The organism is Leuconostoc fallax KCTC 3537 (genome assembly GCF_000165675.1).
In the GTDB taxonomy this organism is placed as follows: Bacteria; Bacillota; Bacilli; order Lactobacillales; family Lactobacillaceae; genus Leuconostoc_B; species Leuconostoc_B fallax.
Genome location: NZ_AEIZ01000015.1, coordinates 153927 through 179797 on the forward strand (window position 1 = coordinate 153927; position 25871 = coordinate 179797).

Here is a 25871-nt window from a genome sequence, read left to right on the forward strand (position 1 = left end):
TCCCTGATTTCTATCTATATTTATGTACGTGCGCGAACGCACTTAAATTTTAGCTCATATAAGCGATGCCTACAAATGCTAAAGCGAATGTAATTAACCAAAACAACAGATCAATCTGCCATTCTGCCCAACCAAATTTTTCAAATGAATGATGGATGGGCGCCATAGGGAAAATTCTTTTTTCCAAAAATGGTAACCTACAGTCTGTATGATTACGGACAGCGTTTCAACAACAAACACTAAACCAAACCAAAGCAATGAAAATGGGATACCCAACACAATAGACTCAATAGCAAGACCTGCACCCAGCGCCAATGAGCCCGTATCCCCCATAAAAATTTTTGCCTTTGGCTTATTGAATAACATAAAGCCGGCCAAAGCACCAATCACCGCAAAGTTAAAGATGACAACCATGTTATTATGCATACCCATTGCAATCCATGTATAAGCACCATAGACAATGATACTAATACCTGTTAGTAATCCATCTAATCCATCTGTTAAGTTTGTTGCATTAGACCAACCAACTAGCCAGAACCAAAGGAATATAAAATAGAAAATACCCAAATTAATTGTACCAATCAGCGGCAACTGCACAATAAACGGAATCTTCAATGCCCACATGATGAGCATAACAAGTAATGCACTTAATGATTGTGCGGCAAGTTTTGGCTTAAAACGGAAACCATCATCTGTATGATTAATAAGTTTCAAAACATCATCAATGCCACCGATAATGCCAAAAGCTAGCATGGCTAAGACAAGAATGAGCATATGAAAGATACTCTGTTGTCCATCTGCCATCGCAAAGCCACCAATAATCGCACTTAATGCAGCTGCTGCAATAAACAGTGCTCCCCCAATGCTTGGCGTTCCTGCCTTGGATTGATGATCTGGCCCAAGCTTACGAATAACTGCTTGCTCCTTTGATTGCTTCAAAAATTTAATTAACGCTGGCATAAAAATGACAGTGACAATAAAAGCCCTGGTAAATGCCCATAAATTATCAGATAACATAACGCCCTCACTATTCCTTTTGTTTTAATTTTACCGTAATATTAGACCATTTGCCTAGCTGTTGTGTCGCTGATACATTCTGACTCGTCACATATCCGCTACCAGTCCAATTAAGGTTAATATTGGCCATTTTGGCAAATTCCTGTACCTCAGTCAAACTCCATCCTGTCATATTAGGCATTAAGGTATTACCATCTTTGGCAGTTAGAATAATTAACTGATTGCTCAAGGCTTGTTGGTTTGGGTTCAATGACTGTGCTTTTATTTTGCCTGAACTACCAATCACCGCAACACGTAAGCCTCTATTTGATAATGTATGCTTAGCACTATCAATTGACTTACCCACTGTATCAGGCACTGTTACTTTGGTTGTTTTAGATTTAACCGCTTTAGTACTACTATTCAATGCTTGTAACATGAGTGGTCGATAGAGCTTATTCATTGTTACTTGAATTTCTGTATCAACAAATTTTTGTGGTGCTGTAATCGCCATGTAAAAAATATATTGTGGATCTTTTTCTGGTGCTAATACAACAACTGAGTGAATGGCATTAGACAAACCATCTAAATACCGACCGTTTTTAGCAATCTGTGCTGTTCCTGTTTTAGCGGCAACTTGATATCCGGCATCACGCAAATCAAACTCACGCGCTGTCCCTGTTTTTTGATTGACAACATCAATCATTTCTTTTCTTACAGCTTGTGCCGTGCTCTTCTTGATTGGATTAGCAACGACCTCAGTCTTTCCTTCTTTCACTACTTTACCAGTATCCGCTTCACTAATCTTGTCTACAAAGTAAGGCTTAACCTCCTTACCATCGTTAGCAATAGCTGAATAAGCTTGTACCATTTGTAACGGTGTCACACTGATCCCCTGACCAAATGCTGTATTGGCCTGTTCCAGTGGATAATTGAACGCAATACTACCTTTTTCTTCTCCTAATAACCCAGAGTTAGTGGATTGTAGGAACTTGAATTTCTTTAGGTATTTATACCACGTATTTGCACCCATTTTCTGTTGTGTCTTAGCAAACGCAATGTTTGATGAACGCCAGAATCCTTCACGATAAGAAATAACGCCCATTTCTTTGTTAAAGTCATTAATTTGCTTACCATCGACCAGCATTGTTCCAGATTGGAAAGTTGCATTAGGTTGCCAATTACCGGTTTCAATAGCTGAAGCGAGTGTAATCCCCTTCATCGTTGATCCTGGTTCAAAAGCACCTTGCGTTAATAAATTTTGCCATTCATCTTGCAAGCCCTTTTTAGTATTTGGATCAAAATTAGGTCGCTGCGATGCAGCTAGCACTCTTCCTGTTTTAGCCTCAGCTAAAACCGCAACGATACCAGAAGGCTTTGTATCACTAAATAGCTTATCCATTTTAGTTTCTAAAGTATTCTGCAAATCTGAATTCAAAGTCAAATAAACATTGTCACCATTCTTAGCTGCTTCACTAGCCTGTCCGTCAGCTGTTGTACCAGCATAACTCTTAATTCCATCCTTACCCGATAGTAAACTATTCTCAGCAGCCTCTATACCCATCAAGCCACTCAACTTGGTTTGACCTGTTGTCGCATTTTCTTTTGACTGCACCGAACCAATTAAGTGAGATGCCATACGACCATTGGGATAAGTTCGTGCTGGTTGGGCTGTAAAACTAATACCTGATAATTTCAAATCTTCAATTTTCTTATGAACAGCGATACTTAAGTTTTTACCAGCTGTCCCAAATTCAACCTGTTTAAGATTTTTTGTGATAAAATTTTGTAAATTTTTGAGCGTTTCATATTAATAATACGACTCAATTTTTCTGCAGTTTCTTCTTTATCCACTACATATAATGGCTTGTTACCTTGCTTTTGTGTTTTATCTAAAACAGCATATAGATTATATGTTGTTGTATTATCAGCTAGCACTTTACCATTAGTATCGAATATCTTACCTCGGGTTGCCGGATCTTGTTGATTTTGAATAAATGCGGCTCTAGTAGCACTGGTCAAATTATGCCCATCAACTTGTTTTGTTCCTGCAATCTGAAAAAAACGGATAGCCAATCCTATTACCACAATAATTGTTACGATAAGCAACAAGACACCAAAAACTTTGGCGTTTTTTGTGATAATTTTCATTGATACCCGTTTTTTCTTGATTTTCATAATTATTTACTGGTTAACATTACGAACACTACCGTCAGATAGCGTCATATTGTATTTTTTTGCAACCTTATCTAGATTTTGTTTATTTGTAATACGTTGAGCCTCATCTCGCAAATCATCATTAGATTGATTGGTTGTACTGATTTTGTTTTGTAAAGTCTGAATTTGTCGTTGTACACCGTCAATTCTAACACTTGTATAAACAACACCAATCATCATACCCAAAACACCAAGACCAACGACAAATGATAAGAACTTTTCTTTCTTTGTCCATACCGCTGCTTTATATTTAACTCTGCTCTTTTGTTTACTTTGCGGCAATGCATGCGCCGTAGCCGAATAGTTTGTTGCATTTTGAGCCATACTAATATTGCCTCTCAATTTTTAAATACATATTAAATTTATTCATCACTCATATGGATTCGTTCAATACCTCGTAACTTTGCGGACTCAGCACGATGATTATGAGCGATTTCTTGTTGACTTGGTAAAATCGGCTTGCGATTTGATAATCGATAGTCTACTTCAATTTGTTCTGGTAATAATGGTAAACCTGCTGGCAATTCAGGTAATGATACTTTTTCTCGAAACATTTGTTTAACTAAGCGATCTTCCAATGACTGGAAAGTAATAACACTAATTTTGCCATTGATACCTAATAAATCGATTGCTTGTGTTAAAGAGTCCTCTAGAGCACCTAATTCATCATTAACGGCTACGCGTAATGCTTGAAAAGTACGTTTTGCCGGATGACCACCTTTTCTTCGAGCAGGCGCCGGTATCGCATCTTTAATGATATCTACTAACTCAAAAGTGGTTTCGATCAGTTGCTTTTCACGATATTGCTCAATTTTACGTGCAATTGATTTAGCAAATCGATCCTCACCATAACGACTGAGTACACGTAACAAATCATTAAATGGCCATTCATTAACAATTATTTTAGCTGTTAATGCCTGACGTTGATCCATGCGCATATCCAATTCAGCATCGTAATTATAACTAAAGCCACGTTGCCCGTCATCAAATTGCACAGAACTCACGCCTAAATCATAAACGATACCATTCACTGAAGTGATACCATCCTGATGCAATACATGCGTTAAGTTTCTAAAATTTTGGTGTACTAAAATTAGTTTGCCAGCAGTAATTTCATCAGCGTACTGGGCTTTATTATAATGGATTGCCGTATCATCTTGATCAAAACTATACAATTTACCAGTGGTCAATTGCTTTAATATTTCACCAGTATGTCCACCACCGCCAAGTGTTGCATCAACATAAATCCCTTCAGGATTAATATCAAGCAACGCAATGGCTTCATGTAATAGCACGGTTGTATGTTCAAAATTCATTCAAGATTCCTTTGTTAACAAAAATTTAAAAATCAAAATCTGATAAATCTTCGGCAATACTATCAAAATTTGCTTCAGCTTCACGCTGATATTCTAGCCAATGTTGCGCATTCCAAATTTGAAAAGAATCACCATTACCAGTTACAGCAACATCTTTTGTTAAATCAGCATAGCCTTTTAGATTTGCAGGTAAAAGAATACGCCCTTGTTTATCAAATTCTGCTGCCATCGCACCAGCAAAAACTAAAGCGCGAAACTTTCGTGCATCACTTTTACCAGCTGGTAAAGCATTTAACTGGGCTTCAAGTTCATGCCACAATTCGATAGGCATTCCCCGTAAAGAGCGGTCTAACCAGCGTGTTATGATAAATTTTTCGCCTAGTTGATTACGAAATTTAGCTGGAATAATTAAGCGCCCCTTAGTATCTAGGGTATGTTGATATTCACCCATGAACATGCAGGAACCTCCAGTAATTTCTATATTATTAATTTACCACAATCCACCACTTCCCACCACCCAATTTTAAAATTGTTATCATTCAGTAAATTTTGGTTACAAAAAAGCCATGTTGTATCTCAACAACATGACTTTCTTAATAGATAATAAATAAGTGGGAGATTATCCCATAATTAATTTTATGATGATTAAAAAATAAATAATAGCACCGCCACTAAACCACTTAGGCGCCAATAATTACGCCAAAATTTTTGCCAGCGCCAACGTTTCGTGTTTGACATTAACCATCCTGCTAATAAAAGACCTACAATTAACCAAGCTAATAGTAACCACCAAATATATGACAATCCAAATGCATAACCCATTGTATAATGTAAGCCAATCCAATTTGGTATGACAATGATATCTAATATATTCAAACGATTTTTATTTAGAAATTTGTTAATGATAAAACAACCGACATCAAATAATAACACGCCAATCGGCCACCACCACCAATTTGTCATGAGACACCCCACTTTTTTGCCTTAATTTATATACTATAGCAGACGTTTTGTCTGTACTGTATAAACATGTTACACTATTATAGAATAAAAAACGAGGTGGACTATGTCAGAAGAACATCCAAAACAGCCCGTTAATGCAAAATTACAAGCAGAGATTGATGCAAAATTAAATCAACATCATAATAGATTGCCAAAAACCGAAAAGAAATCAAGAACAAGACTTGAAAAAATAACACTCGTTATGGCATGGGTGATGATTATTTTGATGGTTGGCTCTGTTGTATATGCTTCAATTAGTGCATTGGGTTAAATTACATTTGATATTAAATAAAAAAGAGATAGGCAGATTGCCTATCTCTTTTTTTAATGTTCTGTACCCGAACTACCATCTTGTATATTGACATGCCGTGGTCTTGATCCATCTGCTGGGCCAATATAACCACCTGACTCCAAATCATCAATTAACCGTGCGGCACGATTATACCCAATACGAAAACGCCTTTGCAATAGTGATGTAGATGCTTTTTGTTGCTGAATGACAAAGTTCAATGCATCTTGGAATAACTCATCTTCACTATTCGCTGCTGAATTTTGACCATTCTGTTCAACTTCTTCATCTGTAACTGTCATACTTTCAACATATTCAGCCTCTTGTTGGCTCTTAACAAAATCAACTAAGTTTTCAACGTCACTATCACTAATAAAAGCACCCTGCACACGTTGTGGCACCTTACCTAACGGTGCAAAAATCATATCTCCACGTCCAAGCAATTTTTCAGCACCATTAGCGTCAAGAATTGTCCGTGAATCTGTTCCTGAAGAAACAGCAAAAGCAACACGACTTGGTACATTGGCTTTAATTAGACCCGTAATAACATCAACAGATGGACGCTGTGTTGCTAAGATTAAGTGAATACCGGCTGCACGCCCCATCTGTGCAATACGAATGATAGCTGGTTCCACTTCCCCAGAAACCGTCATCATTAAATCAGCTAACTCATCAACAATTGCAACGATGTAAGGCATCCTTTGCATTACCGTATCTGTTGTTTCTGGCTTTTGTTCATTTTGTTGGTCAACCGCTTTGTTATACCCTGCAATATTTCGCATACCAAATTGCGCAAATAATTCATAACGACGTTCCATCTCGGTCACAACTTTTTGTAATGCCTTGGCTGCTTTTCGCGGTTCAGACACCACTGGTGTCAATAAATGTGGAATTCCATTGTAAACTGATAATTCAACCTTTTTAGGATCTACCATCATCAATTTCACTTCATTGGGCTTGGCCTTTAGTAATAGCGAGGCAATGATTCCATTAATAGCAACAGATTTTCCTGATCCTGTGGATCCGGCAATCAATAAATGCGGCATCGCCTGTAAATCCGCCATAATAATATTACCCGTAACATCACGACCCAAAGGTACTGTCAATGGTTTATTATTTTGTGGCGCACTTTCAACCATATCACGAAAACCAACAGTTGCTTGTGTTTCGTTGGGGACTTCAATGCCAACATATGGCTTTCCTGGAATAGGTGCTTCAATTCGAATTGATTTGGCTGCCAAGGCCATTGCTAAGTCATCAGCTAAATTAGCAATGCGTGATACTTTCACTCCGACAGCTGGTTTTAATTCATACTGTGTCACAGTTGGTCCAAGTGAAACACTAGTGACTTCCGCATCAATATTGAAACTTTTCAAAGTGTCATGTACGATACGCGATTTTTCAGTCAATTGATTAAACTCTGCTGTTTGATCTGTTGGTGGAATTGGTGTTAACAATTCTGGATTAGGCAGTTGATAATCTGGATTATCATTGCTTGAAATTTCCGTTGCTAACGTTATATCATCATCGGCTGATGTTTTATTTTCTTTTTCATTTGATAAACTTGGCGCCATGGATGCCTCTGGCTCTGGCGTTGGCCGATTCCATTTAATTTCAGGTTGTGTGAATTCAGTTGTTGCCACCTCATCATCAGGTACTGTTTTGCTAGATGGTCTCATGTTAACAGTATTTGAAGCACGAACCGGCGTTGCATCAGCTGTATCTTTTTGTTTCCGATCAGATTTAGATTTCGTCTGTTGTTGCCGCTTATCTTGCCATGCTAAGAATATCTGCTTGACTTTTTCTAATCCTAATTGTGCAATATCACGTGCTGGTATACGGAAAAATACAATAACACCACTCATTAGTAGTAGTATTGACAAAATCCAGGTACCAATATTTGCAACCAACATCTGCAAAACTTGATAACATAACGCACCAATCATACCCCCACCTACAGGAGTTTTAGCTGATTGTGTCATAAAATCTTGTCCAATAATCCGGATGACTTCTGAGGCATAACCCCCCTCAACCTTTAGTGTTTGCGTGAAAAGCATTAAAGAGGATATCGTCAGCAAGGATATAAGTCCCATTATTGCCCCTAACCAATAATGACCAGCTATTTTTGGGCGTTGTCTAAATAATAAGATGTAAATTAAGTAAATGCTCAACGGTGCTAAACAAGCAATATATAAATTACCCGTGAAAAATCGTACAATGTCGGCAACATATACACCAACTAATCCTAATTGAAAGATTCCAAGTACACTGACTAGAATACCAATTAACAACCAAATGGTTTGCGTAATTTTATGGTCTTGCGACCCTTTATTCCTTGTTCGAGTTGTTTTCTTTTTGAACTTGTACGTCTTCTTTGTGTCAAAATATGTACCTCTACTCAATATTCTACCAAACAAAAAACCGCTACACCAATGTGCAACGGTTTGTTAGTAGCTCGTGAGAGAATCGAACTCTCGATTCCGCCGTGAAAGGGCAGCGTCTTAGCCACTTGACCAACGAGCCATGGTCAATTACGTTGTTCGTATCAAACAACTATATAAGAATACCAAGAATTTTAGATAACGTCAAGCTTTTATTTAAATAAAAAATCACCCATTAAAAATGGATGATTTTCAGCTCAATTAATTAAACATCACGACGACGTTCTTGAATACGAGCTGCCTTACCTTGTAGGGCACGCAAGTAGTACAACTTTGCACGACGTACACGACCATGACGTGTTACTTCAATCTTATCAACACGTGGTGAATGCAATGGGAAAGTACGTTCCACACCCACACCTGAAGAAATCTTACGAACAGTATAAGTAGCTTGGATACCCGCACCCTTACGCTTAATCACAACACCTTCAAATAACTGCACACGTTCACGTGAACCTTCAACAATACGTGCGTATACTTTAACTGTATCTCCGGCACGGAAATCAGGAATATCGCTACGCAATTGTGATGAAGTTACATTCTCTAAAATTTTGTTCTGACGCATTGTCATTCTCCTAGTCGACAATCTTATACTTGCCCTTAGGCTAAACGCACAGCGGATTATCGTTAATATGGCATATAGCCAAATTTAATTCTAACAAAAATAAGTCATATTGTCTAGCTAAATCACAGCAACATCTATTAATGATGTCCACCCTCTGATTTGGCAATATTTTCTTTCAATCCATTCATATTTTGCTTCATTTTTCTAAAACTCTGATTATCTACCGGTAAATGTTGCACAAAATCATCAAATATTTGTAACGATCCTTTCAACTGGGATGCATAAAAATCTAATACATGCCCTGCAAACTGCTTATCATCACTAATAAAATGAATATGCCAACCAGCTGTTGTTGGTCCAGCAAAAATTTCAGGTGCATAGTAGCCAACCAGAGTTCCCGTTATATCACGCGCTTGAAACTCGGCTTGCCCCTCAGCGACGTCCAGTAATGATGGATAAGGTTGAGACTGCTCTTTGGCAACACGCACATGAATATGCTGGAACGTCCCATGCAACTTGATACCAGAAAATACATTCGCTAAATCATGGTCACCCAAATGGGCTGTCAATGACTGTGCATCGACTACATCAAACGCTAACATAACTGTGGGTTCATTGAAGTGCACAGAAGAAAATGGCGTCGCAACTGTTAAATCAGTTATATGGACGACCTCACCATCACTCTTCGCATGATAAACTTCGCCATCAAGAATGGTCAATTCACCATTCGTCCCAGTCAACGTACCAATGCCAGTATCACCATGTGTCATTAAATCAGCTAATGTCATAGTCCCATCCATCATGCCGTCCATGAGCATGGCTAGTGTCCCGTGTTCATATAACTTTGTCATTTTATGCGCTCTTTCTTCTAAATTCCATGCAATGTTATTAAAGCAAATTCATGCCTAATTCAGCATTATGTGAGTAATCGACAGGTACATCGACCACAACTGGTCCGTTCGTCGCAAAAGCCTCATCAAAAATCGCATCCAGTTGATGCGGACTCGTCACCCGTAATCCTTTGGCACCAAAACTTTGCGCATATTTAACAATGTCAATTGGACCAAAATCAACGCCGGCCGATTGGCCATCGTATTTCATTTCTTCTTGGAATTTTACCATGTCATAATGTGCATTATCATTCCAAACAATATGCACCGTATTTAACTTCAAACGTACTGCCGTTTCTAATTCCATCGCGCTAAAGAAGAAACCACCATCACCAGAAACGGATACTGCCTTTGCCTGTGGCCTTACCATTGCCGCTGCCATCGCCCAAGGTAATCCGACACCCAAAGTTTGCATACCATTAGAAATTAAGAAATGTCGTGCAACATAAGATTTAAAATGACGCGCCATCCAAATATAATGAGAGCCAACATCGGTTGTCACTGTCATATCATCGGTAATATGTGATTGTAGTGCGCGAATGACATCTAAAGGATGATTCAAATGATCTACAGCTGGTGTGTAGTTAGGTTCATCTGACGCTATCAATTGTTGTTTCAAAGCTTTTAGTGTCTCTAAACTATTAGACCCGAGTTGATAGCCCACAATAGCCTGTTTTAATGCATTCAAAATTTCGCTAAGCTTGCCGATAAGTTGCCTTTGTGGCACAAAATGATTATCAATTTGAACTGGAAAAGTATCGATGGCTACAATATTGAGTTGCTGTTCTTTATTCCAATTGCGTGGCTCATATTCAATTGCATCATAGCCAACCGTGATTACCAAATCCGATTGATGCAACAGCTTATCACCAACCTGATTACGGAACAATCCAATTCGCCCATAGTACGCAGTTTTTTCTAATTCTCTAGAAATCACACCAGCACCTTGGAACGTCTCAACAACAGGAATTTGTGTTTCTTTCAATAAACTTTGTAAAGCAATGACCGTCTCGTCGTCAGAACCACGTGCGCCAATTAAAATAACTGGTAACACGGCTGATTTCACTTTGTCAGCTAACCAGTTTAAATCTCGATCATTTGCTGATCCCATTGAAATTTCTGGCATAACTGGCAATACTGGTGTATCCACTTCAGCATCGTCAATATCTTGTGGCAAAGAAACAAAAGCAGCACCTTTTTTCGCACCATTAGCTGCAACAAAAGCATTAGCAATAATTTCTGATATATTATTAGGATCTTGAATTTCTGAACTAAAATTCGTGATTGGTTCAAATAATGCTGTTGATTTTGTTGATTGGTGTGTTAAACGATACAAGTCTTTTCGTGGTACTTGACCGCCAATAGCAAGTACCGGATCACCTTCAGCTGTTGCTGTCATTAACCCCGTTGCTAAATTACCAACACCTGGTCCTGAGGTAACTAAAACAACACCTGTTTTACCAGTAATTCTTGCATAAGCTTGTGCCATGAAAACCGCATTTTGTTCATGACGCGTCACAATTAATTTTGGTACTTTTTGTCCAGCATTAGGATGCTCTAAAGTTTCAAACAAGCGATCAATTTTTGCGCCAGGAATACCAAAGACAACTTCAACACCATGATTCACTAAACTTTCAACAACAACATCTGCACCATATCTTTTTATTTCGTTCATTTGTATCAGTCCAATCATTATTTTTGATATTTAATACTTATTGCCTTTAATAATAGCACTTTTCACTAACTTTTAAACATTTTTTTGTGAAAAGTACTGTAGTATCAATGATCAAAAATTCACAATATAAAAGACAGTTCACAATCTTGAACTGTCTTTTATCTCAATATTCAATTAATCACTAAATTCAAAGACGAAATCACTATTATTAATCCGAACATTATCGCCATCCTTTGCTCCTGCTTCACGCAAAGCATCATCTACACCAATGTGGCGTAATTGACGGGCAAAACGCATAATCGTTGCTTCTCGTTGGAGATTGGTCATCTTGAACAGTTTTTCAATTTCATCCCCACTCAACAACCACTTTTCTTCTTCTTCTACCCATTCAACCTTAAAGTCATGTTGTTCTGGCTCAAATTTATAAACCTTCTCATCAACTGGTGCGACTTCTGGTTGATAAACTTCTGGTGATGGTGCTGTTGCCAAAAGATTAGCCGTTTCACGCATCAAACTATCAACACCCGTCCGTGTCATTGCTGATATTGGCATTATTTTAGGTACAGTTGACAATCCAGACTCTGCCGTTACTTGTTCCGTAAATGTTTTTAGATTTTCTTCACTATCCGGCATATCCATTTTAGTTGGCACAACAATTTGTGGCCGATCTAATATAGTACGATCGTACTGCTCTAATTCAGATAAAATTCTGCGATACTGTTGGTAAGGATCCTCTCCTTCAATACCACTCATATCAACCAAATGAAGAATCACTCGCGTTCGTTCAACGTGTCTTAGGAATTGGAAACCTAGACCAATCCCCTGTGATGCACCTTCAATCAATCCTGGCAAATCTGCCATGACAAAATCATTATGATCATCTAAACGAACCATACCAATATTTGGTGACAATGTTGTAAAATGATAAGCTGCTACCTTAGGTTTTGCATTTGATACAACAGACAGCAAAGTTGATTTACCAGCGGAAGGGAAACCAACCAAACCAACATCAGCCAATACTTTCAACTCTAGCTTTAAATTAAAGACTTGCCCAGGTTCACCATTTTCAGACAATTCTGGTGCTGGATTGGCAGGTGTTGCAAAATGAATATTCCCTCGACCGCCTCGACCGCCTTTAGCGACAACAAGTTCTTGACCATTTTCAAGTAAATCACCCAAAACTTTACCGGTATCTGCATCCGTAACAGTTGTCCCCTGGGGTACTTTAATATAACGATCTTGTGCAGAAGCGCCTGTCATGCCTTTCGTACCGCCATTGCCACCTGGTTGCGCCTTGAAATGACGATTATAACGAAAGTCCATTAAGGTTCTTAGTCCCTCATCAACTCTAAAAATAATGCTACCGCCATGACCGCCGTCACCACCAAACGGTCCTCCCATAGCCACGAACTTTTCGTGACGAAAAGAAACGATACCATCGCCGCCTTTACCTGCTTTTACTTCTATTTGTGCTTGATCAACAAATGCCATAATAATTATTTAACTTGTATGATAATAGCTACACTACTGCAGTCATTATCACTACATTTCTCCTTATTTCATCTACTTGGTAGAATATGCGAATATTGCCTTATCCAGTTTAACATAACTCAACTATTTATTCTTTGTTTGTATTCAAAGAAAGTTGAATCACCCTGGCTAACTTCTCATTAACACCTATTGCTGATAACTCTTCAACGGAAGCATTGGCAATTTTTGATAGTGACCCAAAGTGACGCAAAAGTTTTTGTCTTGTTTTGGGTCCAACACCTTGAATCGTATCAAGTCTTGACGCCAGTGAATGTTTTGAGCGTAATTGCCGATGGAAACTAATCGCAAAACGATGTACTTCATCTTGAATACGTTGTACTAAAAAAATCCCTCGCTTTGTTTATCTAGCGTCACAATTGCTTTCGTTTTACCATTAATTAAATCAGCCGTTCGATGTTTAATATTCTTAACCATTGCTGCAACTGGAATACTTAAACCCAATTCATCTTCCAAAACTTCTTTAGCGGCATGTAATTGTATCTCACCGCCATCCATTAAGATTAAATCTGGTAATGGTTTACCTTCTTTTAGTAATCGTGAGTATCGTCGCCGAATGACTTCTTGTGTTTCTGCCCATTCATCTGAATGTGCGACACTTTTAATTTTAAATTTACGGTAGAGCTTTTTATTGGGTTTACCATCTTCAAATACAACCATCGCACTCACGATATCTGTGCCTTGTGTATGTGAATGGTCAAACGCCTCAATACGATGTCCCATTGGAATGTCCAAAGCATCAGTAATTTGCTTCATCGCACCAACTGTTTTTTGTTCATTGAGTGTTAACAGCCTAAACTTTTCTTCTAATGCGATTTTAGCATTTTTTGGGCTAGATCCATTAATGCCTTTTTTCACCACGCTGTGGTGTCCTAATTGGTACACCTAATGCACTGGATAACGTCTTATCATCGATACCAGTTGGCACCAAAATTTCACGTGGCTTTTGAATATTTTTTGCAAATAAAATTGCTGGATAAAACTTGTCAGTTCTTCATTTGCATCACCGATAACTGCAAACGTCTGTTTAAATTGACGAATAAGTCGTGCTTGACGCAAAAAGAATACTTCTACTGTCATCCATCCTTTATCCATATAAAAATTAAACAAGTCTCGTGGTGTTGTATCCTTTGATAATACCCTTTGGCTTTCAACAGTTTCATCAATATAGTGTAGCTGGTCTCTTAAATCAGCAGCCCGTTCAAATTCTAAATTTTCAGCCGCTAAAATCATGTTTCGCGTGATAGCTTGTTTAACTTCTTTTGTATCACCATTCAAGAAACGCTTAATTTTTTGAATTTGATTTTGATACTCCACTTGCGGTACTTCACGCCAACAAGCACCAAGGCATTGTCCCATATTGTAATACAAACAAGGTCTTCCTTGGTAACCATTGCATCGCCGTAAAGGATAATTTTTTCTAAAAATCTTAGTGTTTCTTGTGCAGCATAAACATTAGGATAAGGGCCAAAATAAAAGCCTCGATCTTTTTTAACCTCATTAACCAACGCCATTTTCGGATTTAATTCATATGTGATTTTAATATAAGGATAGCCTGTACCATACTTCAGACGAATATTATAATAAGGCTTATATTTTTAATTAATTCATTTTCCAGTAAAAAAGCTTCTTTATCAGAATTTGTCACAATAAAATCAAAATCAATAATTTTACTGACTAATTCTGCAGTTTTTCCTGTATGATCCTGTTTAAAATATGAACGAACTCTGTTTTTAAGATTTTTAGCTTTACCTACATAAATGATTTTATCAGTTTCATCTTTCATCTGATAAGAACCTGGCTCATTAGGGAGCAAGGCAAGCTTTTGTTCGATATGTTGTGAAATACCAGCTAGCATAACTCTATTATACAATGAGTCCAAATAAAAAACGCCCTTCTGGACGTTAAAATTAGCTTATACTATTTTTTCTAAGAAATCCTTAGCACGTTCTGTTTTAGGTGCGCTAAAAAAGTCATTTGGTGAAGCAATCTCTTGAATGCCACCATCTGCCATAAACCAAACCGAATCAGCGACTTCTTTTGCAAAGCCCATTTCGTGTGTCACAACAATCATCGTCATACCGGCTTCTGCTAATTCCTTCATAACTGACAACACCTCACCAACCATTTCTGGATCTAATGCACTAGTTGGTTCGTCAAACAATAACACATCAGGTGACATTGCCAACGCACGAGCAATTGCGACACGCTGCTGTTGCCCACCAGACAAACTAGCTGGATACATATCAGCTTTATCTGACAAGCCAACTTGTGCTAATAGTTTTTAGCTGTTTCAGTTGCAACATCATTAGACTCATTCTTTACTTTAAGCGGCGCTAGTTTAATATTTTCAAGGACCGTTAAATTAGGAAAAAGATTGAAACTTTGGAAAACCATTCCCATCTTCTCACGTAATTTATCGAGCTGTTTATCATTTAACTGCGTCAAATCAGTATCTTCAAATAAAACTTTACCGCTAGTTGGCGCATCCAACATATTAATTGCCCGTAAAAATGTCGATTTACCAGCACCAGACGGCCCAATGACCGCAATAACTTCTCCAGATGTAACGTTAACATTAACGTTATCAAAAATAACTTTTTCACCATACTGTTTTTTAATTTTGTATTTTCAATAATTCTGTCATAATGAGCTCCACATCTATTTACTGATTATTAGTATAGCAAATAAATTCTATAGTATGTATAATATACATATAAGCATGAATACCTTGTATATTATTGCATAAAATTTTGATTATATCAAAATGAACTGGAGGCTTGCTATGGCTAAGATTATCAATCAAGAAGAACATTTGAACAACACATTAGACAGCATTATTTCTTTACCTAAAAGTGATGACGAAAATGACAAGCGTCAAAAGGCACTTGGACAAAAAATAAATAATTAAAATATAAAAGAAAGTATGTGCTTATCGCGCATGCTTTTTTATAACAAAAAAGCACGTAATTAAACGTACTTTTTGATGTTATTAGTCTTCGATTTCTGTAACAGTTCCGGCACCAACAGTGTGGCCACCTTCACGAACAGTAAACTTCAAACCTAATTCGATGGCAACTGGTGCGATCAATTCGATTTCGAATGTCACTTGGTCACCAGGCATAACCATTTCAACACCTGTTGGCAATTCAACAACACCTGTAACATCAGTTGTGTGGAAGTAGAATTGTGGACGGTAGTTAGTGAAGAATGGTGTATGACGTCCACCTTCTTCCTTAGTCAAAACATAGACTTCGGCCTTGAACTTCTTGTGTGTGTGAATTGAACCTGGCTTTGCCAAAACTTGGCCACGTTCGATTTCGTTACGGTCAACACCACGCAACAATGCACCAATGTTATCACCCGCTTGAGCTTCATCCAAAGTCTTACGGAACATTTCGATACCTGTTACAGTAGTCTTCTTAACTTCGTCATGCAAACCAACGATTTCAATTTCTGTACCAGTAGTCAAGACACCACGGTCAACACGACCTGAAGCAACTGTACCACGACCAGTGATTGTAAATACGTCTTCGACAGGCATCAAGAAAGGCTTGTCAGTTTCACGTGCTGGTTCTGGAATGTATGCATCAACAGTATCCATCAATTCTTCGATGACCTTAACTTGTTCAGGATCACCTTCCAAAGCCTTCAAAGCTGAACCCTTGATAACAGGAATATCGTCACCTGGGAAATCATATTCGCTCAACAATTCGCGAACTTCCATCTCAACCAAGTCAACTAATTCTTCATCATCAACCAAATCAGTCTTGTTCAAGAACACAACAAGGTAGTCAACACCAACTTGACGTGCCAACAAGATATGTTCACGTGTTTGTGGCATAGGACCATCAGTTGCAGCAACAACCAAGATGGCACCATCCATTTGAGCGGCACCAGTGATCATGTTTTTAACATAATCCGCGTGACCTGGGGCATCGATATGAGCATAATGACGCTTTTCAGTCTCATATTCAACGTGTGAAGTGTTGATAGTGATACCACGCTCTTTTTCTTCAGGCGCATTATCGATAGCAGCAAAATCAGTTGCTTGTGACAATCCCTTATCTGACAATACTTTTGAGATAGCAGCAGTCAAAGTTGTCTTTCCATGATCGACGTGACCAATAGTTCCAATATTAACGTGGGGCTTAGTTCGAACGTAAGTTTCCTTAGCCAATGTAGTTTCCTCCAAAATTTCATTTTGCAATTAAATTCCACAAAATGTTTATAAGATTATTTTACAACGCAAACAATTAAAAGACAATATTAAAAGCTTGCATTTTTTGCGGCTTCCGCAGCCAAATAGTATTATATCGACTTATTAAGAGAATGTAAACTCATTTTCAAACTAATTTTTGAAAATGTTCATCGTCATCTGTAATACTTTGTGATGCCATTCTGACTGCTGTTTGGGCTCGTCTGGCATACTTCTTTGATAATAATGTGACAAACTAACAGCAACCCACTGCTTTGCATCGGTAATCACTTCTGCTATACGTGGATATAAAAGTGTTAGCTCTAGACGTAATTCATGTGTTAACGCGGTCATTGCATTTGGATCATTTTGGCCAACTTGTTGTTCTAATTCATTTGCAATATCTAAAAATACCGTGTTATCTGTCAAAGCATTAATTTCTGACAAATTAACCGTGTAAATATCGTTGTCTAACCAACGATATTGAATGACTTCATTAATATTTAATTTCTGTAAATCATCCAATAATGTTGCACGAATGACTGGCAAAGTATACGGATCCAATAATAAGAAACGAGCACCTTTAATGAAATCAGCAACTGGCAAATGGCGCGCAGACTCATATCGACTACGTTGCTCAGCAATATCATAATCACTCATGTGATAAAATTGACGCGAAATTGTCTGAAACGTCGCTGCCATTTTGTCTTTGGCTTTATTTTCAGCCTCTTTTACTTCATTCAACAGCGTTTGTTGTAATTTACCGTCATCCCCATCATCCCATAACATAATCAGCTGATGTGCATAAACAAAGTTTTGCGTTTTAACTGATAGGGCGACAAGCATTCTGAAATTATCTTCATACTCTAAATATTCACCCAAAAAATCATCTGCGTAAGAACCTGCTAATTGATATTGCTCATCCATAAATAGTGTGGTTACAAGCTTATAATTAACCTCAAAAGTTGGTAATGATTCATACAACTCACTTAATGTCTGTGATGCGTCATGCCAATTTTCTTGATCTATCTCGGTTTGGGAACGATTCATCAACGCTTTGATTTCAGGGGTTAAAGGTTTGTTTTCATCCATGTTTACTCCTTTCTAGATTAAGCAAACTGGTTGAAATCTCATCAAATATCTAACTATTTGTTTTCTCTGAACTATTTTCCTTGTTTGTTACTTTTTTATGTGGCTTATTGGGAGATGTTGTAGGCGATTGATGTGTATTTTGTGTTACTTTTTCTTTTTATTCGTCGGTACCTTACCGCGTTTAACAACCGACTTTTGTTCAATCTTTTTGTGGATACGCGACGACGATTAGGACGACGATTTTGATTAACTTCCATAACCACAGGCATCACCATTGGGCGGCGACGTGTCTGTTCATATAAGAATTTTGACAAAACATCACGCACACTGCTCTTTAGGTCGTTCCAGTCAAAAGACTTTGCTGTTTGAAGATAATCTTCAATTTGCTTGACAGTTAAATCAGATGCTTCCTTCATCAAATCACGATTAGCTTTAACATATACAAAGCCACGAGATGTTAGTTTCGGTTTAGATACAACTTCTCTCTTCTTACGATCAATAGTAACAACAGATATGAACACACCATCTTCTGATAATATTTTGCGATCACGCAAAACAACATTTCCGATATCACCAATTCCGGCACCGTCAATCAATGTTTCACCAACAGTGAATGAATCACTCAATTCGAAATGATCTTCTTGCCACTTAAATTGATCACCTTTCATCGCCATCATAATATGAGACTCAGGTATGTTAACTTCTTGGGCAGCATGATTTGCTGTATTCATAACACGGTATTCACCTTGAACCGGCATAAAGAATTCTGGATGAAGAATATTAATCATAAACTGCAAGTCTTTGCGAGAAGCATGACCACTAGAGCGCAAATCTGTACTGATAGCCTTCACATCCGCACCTTGCTTGAACAATGCATCTCTTGTTTTAGCAACGACACCTTCCATGGCAGTTGCAGGTGTCGTTGTGATAAATACAAGGTCATCTGATCCAATCCTAACATGAGGATCTTCACCATTGGCCATGCGACTTAAATGCTTAATTGGCTCGCCCATTCGCCCAGTTTCCAACACAACTGCTTCGTGATTTGGAATATCCTTTAATCGTTTCAAGTTCACAAACAATTGAGCTTCCGGAATTGGTAATCTCAACTTTTTCAAACGAATAGCTGTACGCACAACATTTTCAATATCATTTCCTGAAAGAATCAACTTACGCCGTGTTGCGGCTGTTGCATCAATAATTTGTTGAATACGTTGAATATTAGAAGCTACCGTAGCAACAATAATTCTTTTTTCTTGTTGTCTCGGAATGTTTCCAAAATGTAGTCTGCAATGTGTGACTCGCTAACAGATTCTGCTGTATTTTCTGTACCAGCAGCGTCCCCTAGTAAAGCCAAAACCTTTTTTTGGCCTACCTCTACTAAGCGCGCATAATCTGTTTGATAATAACTCTCCGCTGTTTGGTCGAACTTAAAATCACCTGTATAGACAATTTGGCCATATTCTGTTCCCAATACAATTCCCAATGATTCGGGAATAGAGTGTGTCGTACTGAAAAATGATACAATCACATCGCCAAAATCAATTTCACTTTTAGCATTAACAACATGATAATCATCATAATCTTTAAGTGCTTCTTGATCTTTAATTGCTAACTTAGCTAATTCAATCGTTAACTCAGAACCAAATATTGGTGCATTGACTTGTTGCAAAAAATAAGGCAAAGCGCCAATAGCATCGGCATGACCGTGAGATAAAAATACACCAGCAATGTCTTCTTTATGTTGAATTAAATATTCAAAATCTGGTACAACAACGTCAATGCCAAGCTGGTCAGTTTCGGGATACTTTAATCCTGCATCTAATATAAAAATTTTGTCATGCACGGTTACCGCATACATGTTTTTACCATTTTCACGAACGCCGCCAAATGGAATAATGCTTAAATCTGTCATATATTATATTCCTAAAATCTTAAATAGTTGTTTTTCTTCCTGCTCATCAAGCGGCAGAATGGGTAATCTTGGTGTTCCAACACGCATTCCCATATGGTTCAAAGCAGCTTTAACTGGTGCTGGTGAAGGCAACATAAATACCGCCTTCATTTTATCAACTAATACTGCATTTATTGCATCAGCGTCTGCAACATTACCAGCATCAAATGCAGCATACATATCATGCATTTCTTTTGCAACAACATGACTTGCAACTGAAATCACACCATTTGCGCCTACTTTTTTAGCAGCTAACGCTTGCGCGTCCTCTCCCGAATAGACTAGAAAATCATCCGCTGTGTTCTCAACAATAAACTTAATGTCTTCAACTGAGGTTACCTGTTTAACACCAATAATGTTTGGATTTTTAGCAAGCTCAATCACACTTTCATTATCTAACTTTACAATTGAACGTCCAGGAATGTTATACAATATAACCGGTAATCCACCTTCATTAGCAATTTTACTAAAATGTGCCAACATCCCCTTTTGGTTAGGCTTATTGTAGTAAGGTGTGACCACCAAAGCAGCATCAATACCATCAATTTGACTCACTTCTTTTGTAAAGTCAATGGATGCCTGTGTATTATTACTACCTGTTCCCACAATTAAAGGTACGCGACCATTGATATATTCAGCCGTATGACGATAAACTTCAAGCTGTTCGTCATGAGTCATCGTAGCTGACTCTCCAGTGGTTCCACCGACAACAAAGCCATCAGATCCCTGTTCAATTAGAGCATCCATTAAACGATCCATAGCTGGAAAGTTAACTTTATTCTGTTCATCAAAAGGTGTAATAATGGCCGTTAAAAGTTCTGCTTTTTTCATTTTTCTCCAATCTTTCTGTAAAAAATTAAATGAGATAGCTTATATTGCTTATTGTTTCGTCTGCACTTATGTTACATTTTAGCACAAAAAACGTGCCATCGCACGTCAATTCATTATCAATATCTCTTCTCAAAGTGCAACTTATTTAGTTAATTTAGACCGACGTTGAATAACTATTGAACGCAAGACACTAATAATCGTTGGTAATATCGTCACAAACGCCACACCTAATATAATGACCGAAAAATGTGCCTTAACAAATGGAATATTACCAAACAAATAACCTGCACCTGTCCCGATTAAAGACCATAAGAAAGCAGCAATAATATTGTTTCTCAAAAAATGCGTATAAGAGAATTGACTAACCCCTGCAACAAATGGCACAAATGTCCGCACAATCGGTAAGAAACGCGCAATAATAATTGAACTAGCCCCTTTCTTATTGAAGAACATTTCGGTTTCTTTAATTTGCTTTTCTTTAATGAATTTACCGAAAAAACGATGCCTAACCACTTTGTAGCCTAACGTTCGGCCAATCCAAAAATTAAGTGAATCACCAGAAACAGCAGCAACAAAAAACAAGATACCAAATACCCAATGATTTAAGACATCTGGCCGTGATGCAGCAATGGCTCCCGCTGCAAATAATAATGAATCTCCTGGAAGAAATGGCATGATCACGGCGCCGGTTTCAATGAATATCACTGCAAACAAAATTAAGTAGGTCCAAGGGCCAAAGGCACTTACTAAATTAGAAATGTGGGTATCAATATGTAAAATAAAATCAATCAAAAAAGTCATTACTTATTCCTTAGAAAATTATTATATCGTGATTATTTAGAAAAATTCATAACAAATAATTCAAATAAACGTTCCGGATTATGTTGTGTTGTTTTAAGTTGGATTTCAATATCCAACATTTTGAGATAGCCATTACGAATATCATATAGCTTGTACTGTCGTAATGACTGCTTTGCCAACTTTATACGATATGGGTGGACACCAAGCTGTTTGCTAATATCATTATCATTACCCTGTAACCCTGCAACTTGTAAGAGCAACCTAAATTGAGAAGTTAATACAGCATTGAGGCGCAATGGCGCTTCACCACTTAATAATAAATCACGATACAACACTAAGGCTTCTTCTACTTTGGCTTGGATAACATGATTAACAAGATCAAAGACATTAGCAGTTAAGGTTTTTGGTACTAAAGCTTGGACGGTTGATAGTTCAATTTTCTTTGCTTTATGTGCAAATGCCAATAACTTTGGCATTTCATTAAGCATGTTAGAATAATTGGCATTTGTCCGTTTTAGTAACTCAGTCATTGCTTCTGGTGTCATTTGATAATTGCGCTGAGACAAATAGCCAGCGATAGCTTGTTGAGATTGCTTTTCACTTAACAAAGGTAGGTCAACTATTTCAGCTTGTTTCAACAATAATTTTGTTATTTTTTCGCTTATCTAACTTTAATTGTTTAACAAAAAGACAATTACGTTTTCTGCATTAGGCTGTTGTAATAGCTTTAATAGCAACTCCTGGTCATGGTTATTAACCTTAGCCGTTGCTGTCAAAAATTGTGGATTATCAACGATTGTCACTCTTTTATTACCAAAAAAGGGCATTGACATCGCGTCATTAATCATAGTGTCTAAATTTACTTCACTTAAATCAAATTGTGCCAAGTTCATATCACGATCTTCATCAGCTATCAGGCTTTGAAATAAACGATAAGCTGATGCAAGTAACGCGTCTTCTTCACCAGTCACAACATAAAAATTGGCCACTGCATCATTTTCAATTTGTTGCTGGAGTTGTTTTAAATTCATCTTGTTGACATTTCACCTTAAAACGGCCCTCATGACCAAAATATTCATATGTTATCATAACACACCCTGATACATCAGTGTTAGAGGCAGCTGTTCCCAACTTTTTCCCAACCCCAATAAATACCACTTTTAATGATTGTACAATCATTTGATAGCAAGGTGTACATATTTTACAGATTATGCGCTTTTATTTTTCAATTAATTTAATTAGTGCTACACTATGGATAGTCAAGCAGCCCAGCTTGATGGTTTCTCCTAATATGATTTTGCTCCGCTAACAGTGAAATTATATACTATTCCAAATAAAAAGCACCCAACCGAATTATCCGACTGGGTGCTTTTTTATTACTGCTCCACCTGGATTCGAACCAGGGACCTGCGCATTAACAGTGCGTTATTCTACCGCTGAACTATGGAGCAATTAAAACAACTAACAGAGAATAATACTAGTTTAAAACCTATTAGTTGTCAATGGTTAATTCAGTTTTGTACTTCATTAACCTTAGCTTGCGCATCAGTTAGTGCTTGTTTGTTGTGCCTTAGCTAACTGTTCTGCTTTCGCTCGAGTGTCATCAGCCTCTTGATGTGTTTCTGTTACTTGTGGGTAAACGGCATCCTTTTTCAATATTCCTGAGACTATCAAAACATTTCTATAAAATCATTTTTGACGATTAAAGCACCTATAAGTCCCCACAACATATCATGATAGTGATACAATGTAGACATTCGAGTACCTTAATACTTGATGATTTCTTCTAGGTTTTACCTTCCTAATTATGAAGCAAAACCTCTCCCATTTAAAGCACCTACTTCTCATAGGTGCTTTTTTATTTAATTGAAAACAGTTATCTGAATTTTGAAAATATATTAGTAGGAGTTGTTGTCGGTTTTTTAAGGTAAATAGTAGTATCATTGTCCTCAATGAGAGGTACTCTATGAAAAAAGAACGTATATTATATGAACTAAATAATGCTCTACTACCTATTAAGCATATCGACTTACTTTTCTCTACTAGAAAAAATTTGTTAGCCGACAATCTTGGAAATAACGATACGAAATCAAATTATCGCTACAATATAGAAATTGATAATAATTCTTTAACTTTTACACCCGACAGTAATGGTAACGTAGAGACAGCTGAGGACTTAAAACAACTGATCAAAAATATACAGTCGGATGAAGTTGCAATTAAATGTCAAGGCAGAGAATTCAAAAGTATCCTACCAACGGGAAAAACATTCACATTTATTTTAGAGGATGTTGATTTACACAAATATAATTTGTAAGGAAATTCAAATAAAAACACCCCGCAACTAAGCGAGGTGTTTTTTAGTTTCTATTTAACTTCTTTTAGTCCTGATACTGCTGCTGTAGTCCAAACGGGTTCCCCACCAATTTCAATACATACGGCATTGTTCTCTTCATCAATATCGATCACCTTGTAAGTACCATTAAAGCGGAAGTAAGTATTTTCCAACCAGCCTGGCTTGAAATCAAACAACTGATCCTTGGTTGGTTTTCCATTCTTATCAACTTCAGTTAACTCACTAATGGGGATGTAGTTATTATAGTCGGGCAAACCATAACTAATCTGTTGGTTGTAAGCATAGTACTTCCCCTCATCACCATATTCTTGCATCGAATCCAAATGATAAAAACCATCAAAGCGTACTTTAGAGCCAATATCCAGTACCTGGTCGACCGGATTACTATTACTCTTTTGAATGGCATGACTACCGTTTGTTGCAGTACCACCGGCAATAGGTCGGAACCAATCCATTTGCCAACCGATCGTTTTCAAATAACCATAGTTACCTTCATTAATAGCATAAGCAGTAACAACTGAAGAGGCATCAACATAGACGCCCGCACCATTCCAACCATTGGGGGTACATTCAATTTCATCACTATCAGACGTTAGCATGAAGACATGTCCAGCACCCCCGTTACCACCACGACCACCCATAATACAGATATCTCCTGTATGGGCTTGTGCCTCAGTAATCCGTTGGAACTTGGTTCCTTCCATTTGCAACATACCAACTGTGTTGGGTGCCATTCCGTTAGCATAATAAACATTAACACCACCAGCCAAAAGTGCTTCAGCAATCGAACTTGAACAATCTCGCATTCGTGGGTTCTCGTTTTGACGGTAATTCATTGAATAAATCGTGCGACCTTTTCCTGATCGCATATTTGCAATCGCTGCAGCAACATTATAAGCCATTATTTTTCCTCCTTAGGATTAAAAGCATAGTGATTAAGTGTTTCGTTTAGGCCAGTAGCAGCAAACCCAGAAATAAAGCCGAACGCTGCCCCTAACCAAGCATCTGTGACATAAATGAAGTGGGCCGCTATAAAACCAATCAAAGTGCCTAAAATAATTGAAATTAACGGTAGATAACGATTATCCACTTTAGTTTGTTTAACGGCTTGAATAGCCACCCATGTTAGTAAGGCGATAAAGCCATAAACAGTGGCGGTTGCCAGGTTAAAAAATGTAATTAAATCCATACTCATTGCTCTCTTTCTTTGCTTGCTGCTTGCGGTTCATCTTCAATTTTCTGTAATTTCACATGGTACTCATCTTCCACCCACTTTTTTAAAAATGGCGGGATATCCATACCAGACAGCTGCATATTGGCATAAATTGATTTCAACATATAAGAACCAATAATCACCGTGACAATAAATGAAATCACATCAAAAATCAGCGGTTGAAAAGTAAAATCACGACCACCAAGATGATTGGGAACAACTGATATTAAAATTGTGAACCCCCAAATCACAATCGGCATCAATGCCAGTGGAATGGACGTGATTAAACCACCTAGTCCACCACCACTTGTCCGTGCAACCCCATTTCTTTTACGCCATAGTGACCCTAAGAAGGTGTCAAAAAAGACCAAAATAAAAAGGACTGCTGTTTCAGTAGCCCCGTTTAAATTAACGAATAAATATTGTAATAATTGTTCCATGTATACTCCTATGCATTTTCATTTGCTTACTCCTTAACTTTGCTGTT

At 37.6% G+C, this 25871-nt stretch carries 21 protein-coding genes, 2 tRNA genes and 5 pseudogenes; 3 read left to right on the plus strand and 25 right to left on the minus strand.

Translation table 11 applies throughout. The features are described 5' to 3' along the window. Positions 1–49: 49 nt before the first annotated feature. The 7 genes and pseudogenes from mraY to LEUFL_RS0104415 form a co-directional block, all read right to left on the minus strand. Positions 50–1017, minus strand: a pseudogene (mraY, locus tag LEUFL_RS11480) (phospho-N-acetylmuramoyl-pentapeptide-transferase). Between the two features lie 10 nt (positions 1018–1027). Beyond that, positions 1028–2776: a penicillin-binding transpeptidase domain-containing protein gene (locus LEUFL_RS11485; protein WP_308736779.1), complete on the minus strand. Its 1749-nt coding sequence runs from the start codon at positions 2774–2776 to the stop codon at positions 1028–1030. After that, positions 2725–3147, minus strand: coding sequence for a penicillin-binding protein 2 (locus LEUFL_RS13400; protein WP_308736778.1), 423 nt, complete (start codon positions 3145–3147; stop codon positions 2725–2727). The genes LEUFL_RS11485 and LEUFL_RS13400 overlap by 52 nt, the downstream gene beginning before the upstream one ends. Positions 3148–3180: 33 nt before the next feature. Further along, a complete protein-coding gene (gene ftsL / locus LEUFL_RS0104400; protein WP_010007746.1) occupies positions 3181–3537 on the minus strand; it encodes a cell division protein FtsL in 357 nt (118 codons plus the stop codon). Between the two features lie 38 nt (positions 3538–3575). Continuing rightward, complete coding sequence (rsmH, locus tag LEUFL_RS0104405) at positions 3576–4529, minus strand: 16S rRNA (cytosine(1402)-N(4))-methyltransferase RsmH (RefSeq protein ID WP_010007749.1); 954 nt, start codon at positions 4527–4529, stop codon at positions 3576–3578. Positions 4530–4554: 25 nt separating this feature from the next. Continuing rightward, entirely contained in the window at positions 4555–4986 is a 432-nt protein-coding gene (mraZ, locus tag LEUFL_RS0104410) for a division/cell wall cluster transcriptional repressor MraZ (protein ID WP_010007750.1), read from the minus strand. A 188-nt stretch (positions 4987–5174) separates the two neighbouring features. Next, entirely contained in the window at positions 5175–5492 is a 318-nt protein-coding gene (locus tag LEUFL_RS0104415; protein ID WP_010007753.1) for a DUF3397 family protein, read from the minus strand. A 103-nt stretch (positions 5493–5595) separates the two neighbouring features. Between LEUFL_RS0104415 and LEUFL_RS0104420 the strand changes: the two genes are divergently transcribed. Beyond that, complete coding sequence (locus tag LEUFL_RS0104420; protein WP_010007756.1) at positions 5596–5802, plus strand: DUF4044 domain-containing protein; 207 nt, start codon at positions 5596–5598, stop codon at positions 5800–5802. 53 nt (positions 5803–5855) lie between these two features. Here LEUFL_RS0104420 and LEUFL_RS0104425 read toward each other — a convergent pair whose 3' ends face one another. The 8 genes and pseudogenes from LEUFL_RS0104425 to LEUFL_RS11495 all read right to left on the minus strand — a co-directional run bounded on the left by LEUFL_RS0104425 (position 5856) and on the right by LEUFL_RS11495 (position 15586). Next, positions 5856–8222, minus strand: coding sequence for an FtsK/SpoIIIE family DNA translocase (locus LEUFL_RS0104425; protein ID WP_033192925.1), 2367 nt, complete (start codon positions 8220–8222; stop codon positions 5856–5858). Between the two features lie 49 nt (positions 8223–8271). After that, positions 8272–8343: transfer RNA gene (locus tag LEUFL_RS0104430), tRNA-Glu, on the minus strand. A gap of 123 nt (positions 8344–8466) precedes the next feature. Next, positions 8467–8826 carry a 50S ribosomal protein L19 gene (rplS, locus tag LEUFL_RS0104435; protein WP_010007758.1) on the minus strand — a complete coding sequence of 120 codons (360 nt, stop codon included), beginning with the start codon at positions 8824–8826 and terminating at the stop codon, positions 8467–8469. A 137-nt stretch (positions 8827–8963) separates the two neighbouring features. Beyond that, complete coding sequence (gene budA, locus LEUFL_RS0104440) at positions 8964–9677, minus strand: acetolactate decarboxylase (RefSeq protein ID WP_010007760.1); 714 nt, start codon at positions 9675–9677, stop codon at positions 8964–8966. 37 nt (positions 9678–9714) lie between these two features. Next, entirely contained in the window at positions 9715–11391 is a 1677-nt protein-coding gene (gene alsS / locus LEUFL_RS0104445; RefSeq protein WP_010007762.1) for an acetolactate synthase AlsS, read from the minus strand. A 174-nt stretch (positions 11392–11565) separates the two neighbouring features. Beyond that, positions 11566–12882: a GTPase ObgE gene (gene obgE, locus LEUFL_RS0104450; protein ID WP_010007763.1), complete on the minus strand. Its 1317-nt coding sequence runs from the start codon at positions 12880–12882 to the stop codon at positions 11566–11568. Between the two features lie 127 nt (positions 12883–13009). Continuing rightward, positions 13010–14797, minus strand: a pseudogene (gene uvrC, locus LEUFL_RS11490) (excinuclease ABC subunit UvrC). Between the two features lie 57 nt (positions 14798–14854). Next, positions 14855–15586, minus strand: a pseudogene (locus LEUFL_RS11495) (amino acid ABC transporter ATP-binding protein). Between the two features lie 138 nt (positions 15587–15724). Between LEUFL_RS11495 and LEUFL_RS13310 the strand changes: the two are divergent. After that, positions 15725–15850 carry a hypothetical protein gene (locus LEUFL_RS13310; RefSeq protein ID WP_010007764.1) on the plus strand — a complete coding sequence of 42 codons (126 nt, stop codon included), beginning with the start codon at positions 15725–15727 and terminating at the stop codon, positions 15848–15850. Positions 15851–15931: 81 nt separating this feature from the next. Here the strand turns inward: LEUFL_RS13310 and tuf are convergent, their stop codons facing one another. The 7 genes and pseudogenes from tuf to LEUFL_RS0104520 form a co-directional block, all read right to left on the minus strand. After that, complete coding sequence (gene tuf / locus LEUFL_RS0104485; protein ID WP_010007766.1) at positions 15932–17119, minus strand: elongation factor Tu; 1188 nt, start codon at positions 17117–17119, stop codon at positions 15932–15934. Between the two features lie 171 nt (positions 17120–17290). After that, entirely contained in the window at positions 17291–18229 is a 939-nt protein-coding gene (locus LEUFL_RS0104490; RefSeq protein ID WP_010007768.1) for a hypothetical protein, read from the minus strand. Positions 18230–18333: 104 nt separating this feature from the next. Next, positions 18334–20144, minus strand: a pseudogene (locus LEUFL_RS11500) (ribonuclease J). Positions 20145–20147: 3 nt separating this feature from the next. Then, the gene (gene dapA, locus LEUFL_RS0104500; RefSeq protein WP_010007769.1) at positions 20148–21014 is read right to left on the minus strand and encodes a 4-hydroxy-tetrahydrodipicolinate synthase; all 867 of its coding nucleotides are present in this window, start codon (positions 21012–21014) and stop codon (positions 20148–20150) included. Positions 21015–21155: 141 nt separating this feature from the next. Further along, positions 21156–21815 (minus strand): VTT domain-containing protein, encoded by a 660-nt coding sequence (locus LEUFL_RS0104505; RefSeq protein WP_010007770.1) that lies wholly within the window; start codon positions 21813–21815, stop codon positions 21156–21158. A gap of 32 nt (positions 21816–21847) precedes the next feature. Further along, positions 21848–22846: pseudogene (gene holA / locus LEUFL_RS11505) on the minus strand (DNA polymerase III subunit delta). 348 nt (positions 22847–23194) lie between these two features. Further along, positions 23195–23266 (minus strand) — tRNA-Asn (locus tag LEUFL_RS0104520). Between the two features lie 515 nt (positions 23267–23781). On the opposite strand from LEUFL_RS0104520, the gene LEUFL_RS0104530 reads away from it, so the two are divergent. Continuing rightward, positions 23782–24132, plus strand: coding sequence for a hypothetical protein (locus LEUFL_RS0104530; RefSeq protein WP_010007773.1), 351 nt, complete (start codon positions 23782–23784; stop codon positions 24130–24132). Between the two features lie 50 nt (positions 24133–24182). Here LEUFL_RS0104530 and LEUFL_RS0104535 read toward each other — a convergent pair whose 3' ends face one another. The 3 genes from LEUFL_RS0104535 to LEUFL_RS0104545 are packed head-to-tail and all read right to left on the minus strand — an operon-like array spanning position 24183 to position 25824. Beyond that, positions 24183–25073: a peptidoglycan amidohydrolase family protein gene (locus LEUFL_RS0104535; protein ID WP_010007775.1), complete on the minus strand. Its 891-nt coding sequence runs from the start codon at positions 25071–25073 to the stop codon at positions 24183–24185. Next, entirely contained in the window at positions 25073–25360 is a 288-nt protein-coding gene (locus tag LEUFL_RS0104540) for a holin (RefSeq protein WP_010007777.1), read from the minus strand. Before LEUFL_RS0104540 ends, LEUFL_RS0104535 begins: the two co-directional genes overlap by 1 nt. A gap of 2 nt (positions 25361–25362) precedes the next feature. Further along, positions 25363–25824 carry a phage holin family protein gene (locus LEUFL_RS0104545; protein ID WP_010007778.1) on the minus strand — a complete coding sequence of 154 codons (462 nt, stop codon included), beginning with the start codon at positions 25822–25824 and terminating at the stop codon, positions 25363–25365. Positions 25825–25871 lie beyond the last annotated feature (47 nt).

Excerpts from the sequence above, each read along its gene's own strand:
- LEUFL_RS13400 (WP_308736778.1), bottom strand. The coding sequence starts at position 3,147 with ATGAAAATTATCACAAAAAACGCCAAAGTTTTTGGTGTCTTGTTGCTT.
- ftsL (WP_010007746.1), bottom strand. The coding sequence starts at position 3,537 with ATGGCTCAAAATGCAACAAACTATTCGGCTACGGCGCATGCATTGCCG.
- rsmH (WP_010007749.1), bottom strand. The coding sequence starts at position 4,529 with ATGAATTTTGAACATACAACCGTGCTATTACATGAAGCCATTGCGTTG.
- mraZ (WP_010007750.1), bottom strand. The coding sequence starts at position 4,986 with ATGTTCATGGGTGAATATCAACATACCCTAGATACTAAGGGGCGCTTA.
- LEUFL_RS0104415 (WP_010007753.1), bottom strand. The coding sequence starts at position 5,492 with ATGACAAATTGGTGGTGGTGGCCGATTGGCGTGTTATTATTTGATGTC.
- LEUFL_RS0104420 (WP_010007756.1), top strand. The coding sequence starts at position 5,596 with ATGTCAGAAGAACATCCAAAACAGCCCGTTAATGCAAAATTACAAGCA.
- rplS (WP_010007758.1), bottom strand. The coding sequence starts at position 8,826 with ATGCGTCAGAACAAAATTTTAGAGAATGTAACTTCATCACAATTGCGT.
- budA (WP_010007760.1), bottom strand. The coding sequence starts at position 9,677 with ATGACAAAGTTATATGAACACGGGACACTAGCCATGCTCATGGACGGC.
- alsS (WP_010007762.1), bottom strand. The coding sequence starts at position 11,391 with ATGAACGAAATAAAAAGATATGGTGCAGATGTTGTTGTTGAAAGTTTA.
- obgE (WP_010007763.1), bottom strand. The coding sequence starts at position 12,882 with ATGGCATTTGTTGATCAAGCACAAATAGAAGTAAAAGCAGGTAAAGGC.
- LEUFL_RS13310 (WP_010007764.1), top strand. The coding sequence starts at position 15,725 with ATGGCTAAGATTATCAATCAAGAAGAACATTTGAACAACACATTAGAC.
- LEUFL_RS0104490 (WP_010007768.1), bottom strand. The coding sequence starts at position 18,229 with ATGGATGAAAACAAACCTTTAACCCCTGAAATCAAAGCGTTGATGAAT.
- dapA (WP_010007769.1), bottom strand. The coding sequence starts at position 21,014 with ATGAAAAAAGCAGAACTTTTAACGGCCATTATTACACCTTTTGATGAA.
- LEUFL_RS0104505 (WP_010007770.1), bottom strand. The coding sequence starts at position 21,815 with ATGACTTTTTTGATTGATTTTATTTTACATATTGATACCCACATTTCT.
- LEUFL_RS0104530 (WP_010007773.1), top strand. The coding sequence starts at position 23,782 with ATGAAAAAAGAACGTATATTATATGAACTAAATAATGCTCTACTACCT.
- LEUFL_RS0104535 (WP_010007775.1), bottom strand. The coding sequence starts at position 25,073 with ATGGCTTATAATGTTGCTGCAGCGATTGCAAATATGCGATCAGGAAAA.
- LEUFL_RS0104540 (WP_010007777.1), bottom strand. The coding sequence starts at position 25,360 with ATGGATTTAATTACATTTTTTAACCTGGCAACCGCCACTGTTTATGGC.
- LEUFL_RS0104545 (WP_010007778.1), bottom strand. The coding sequence starts at position 25,824 with ATGGAACAATTATTACAATATTTATTCGTTAATTTAAACGGGGCTACT.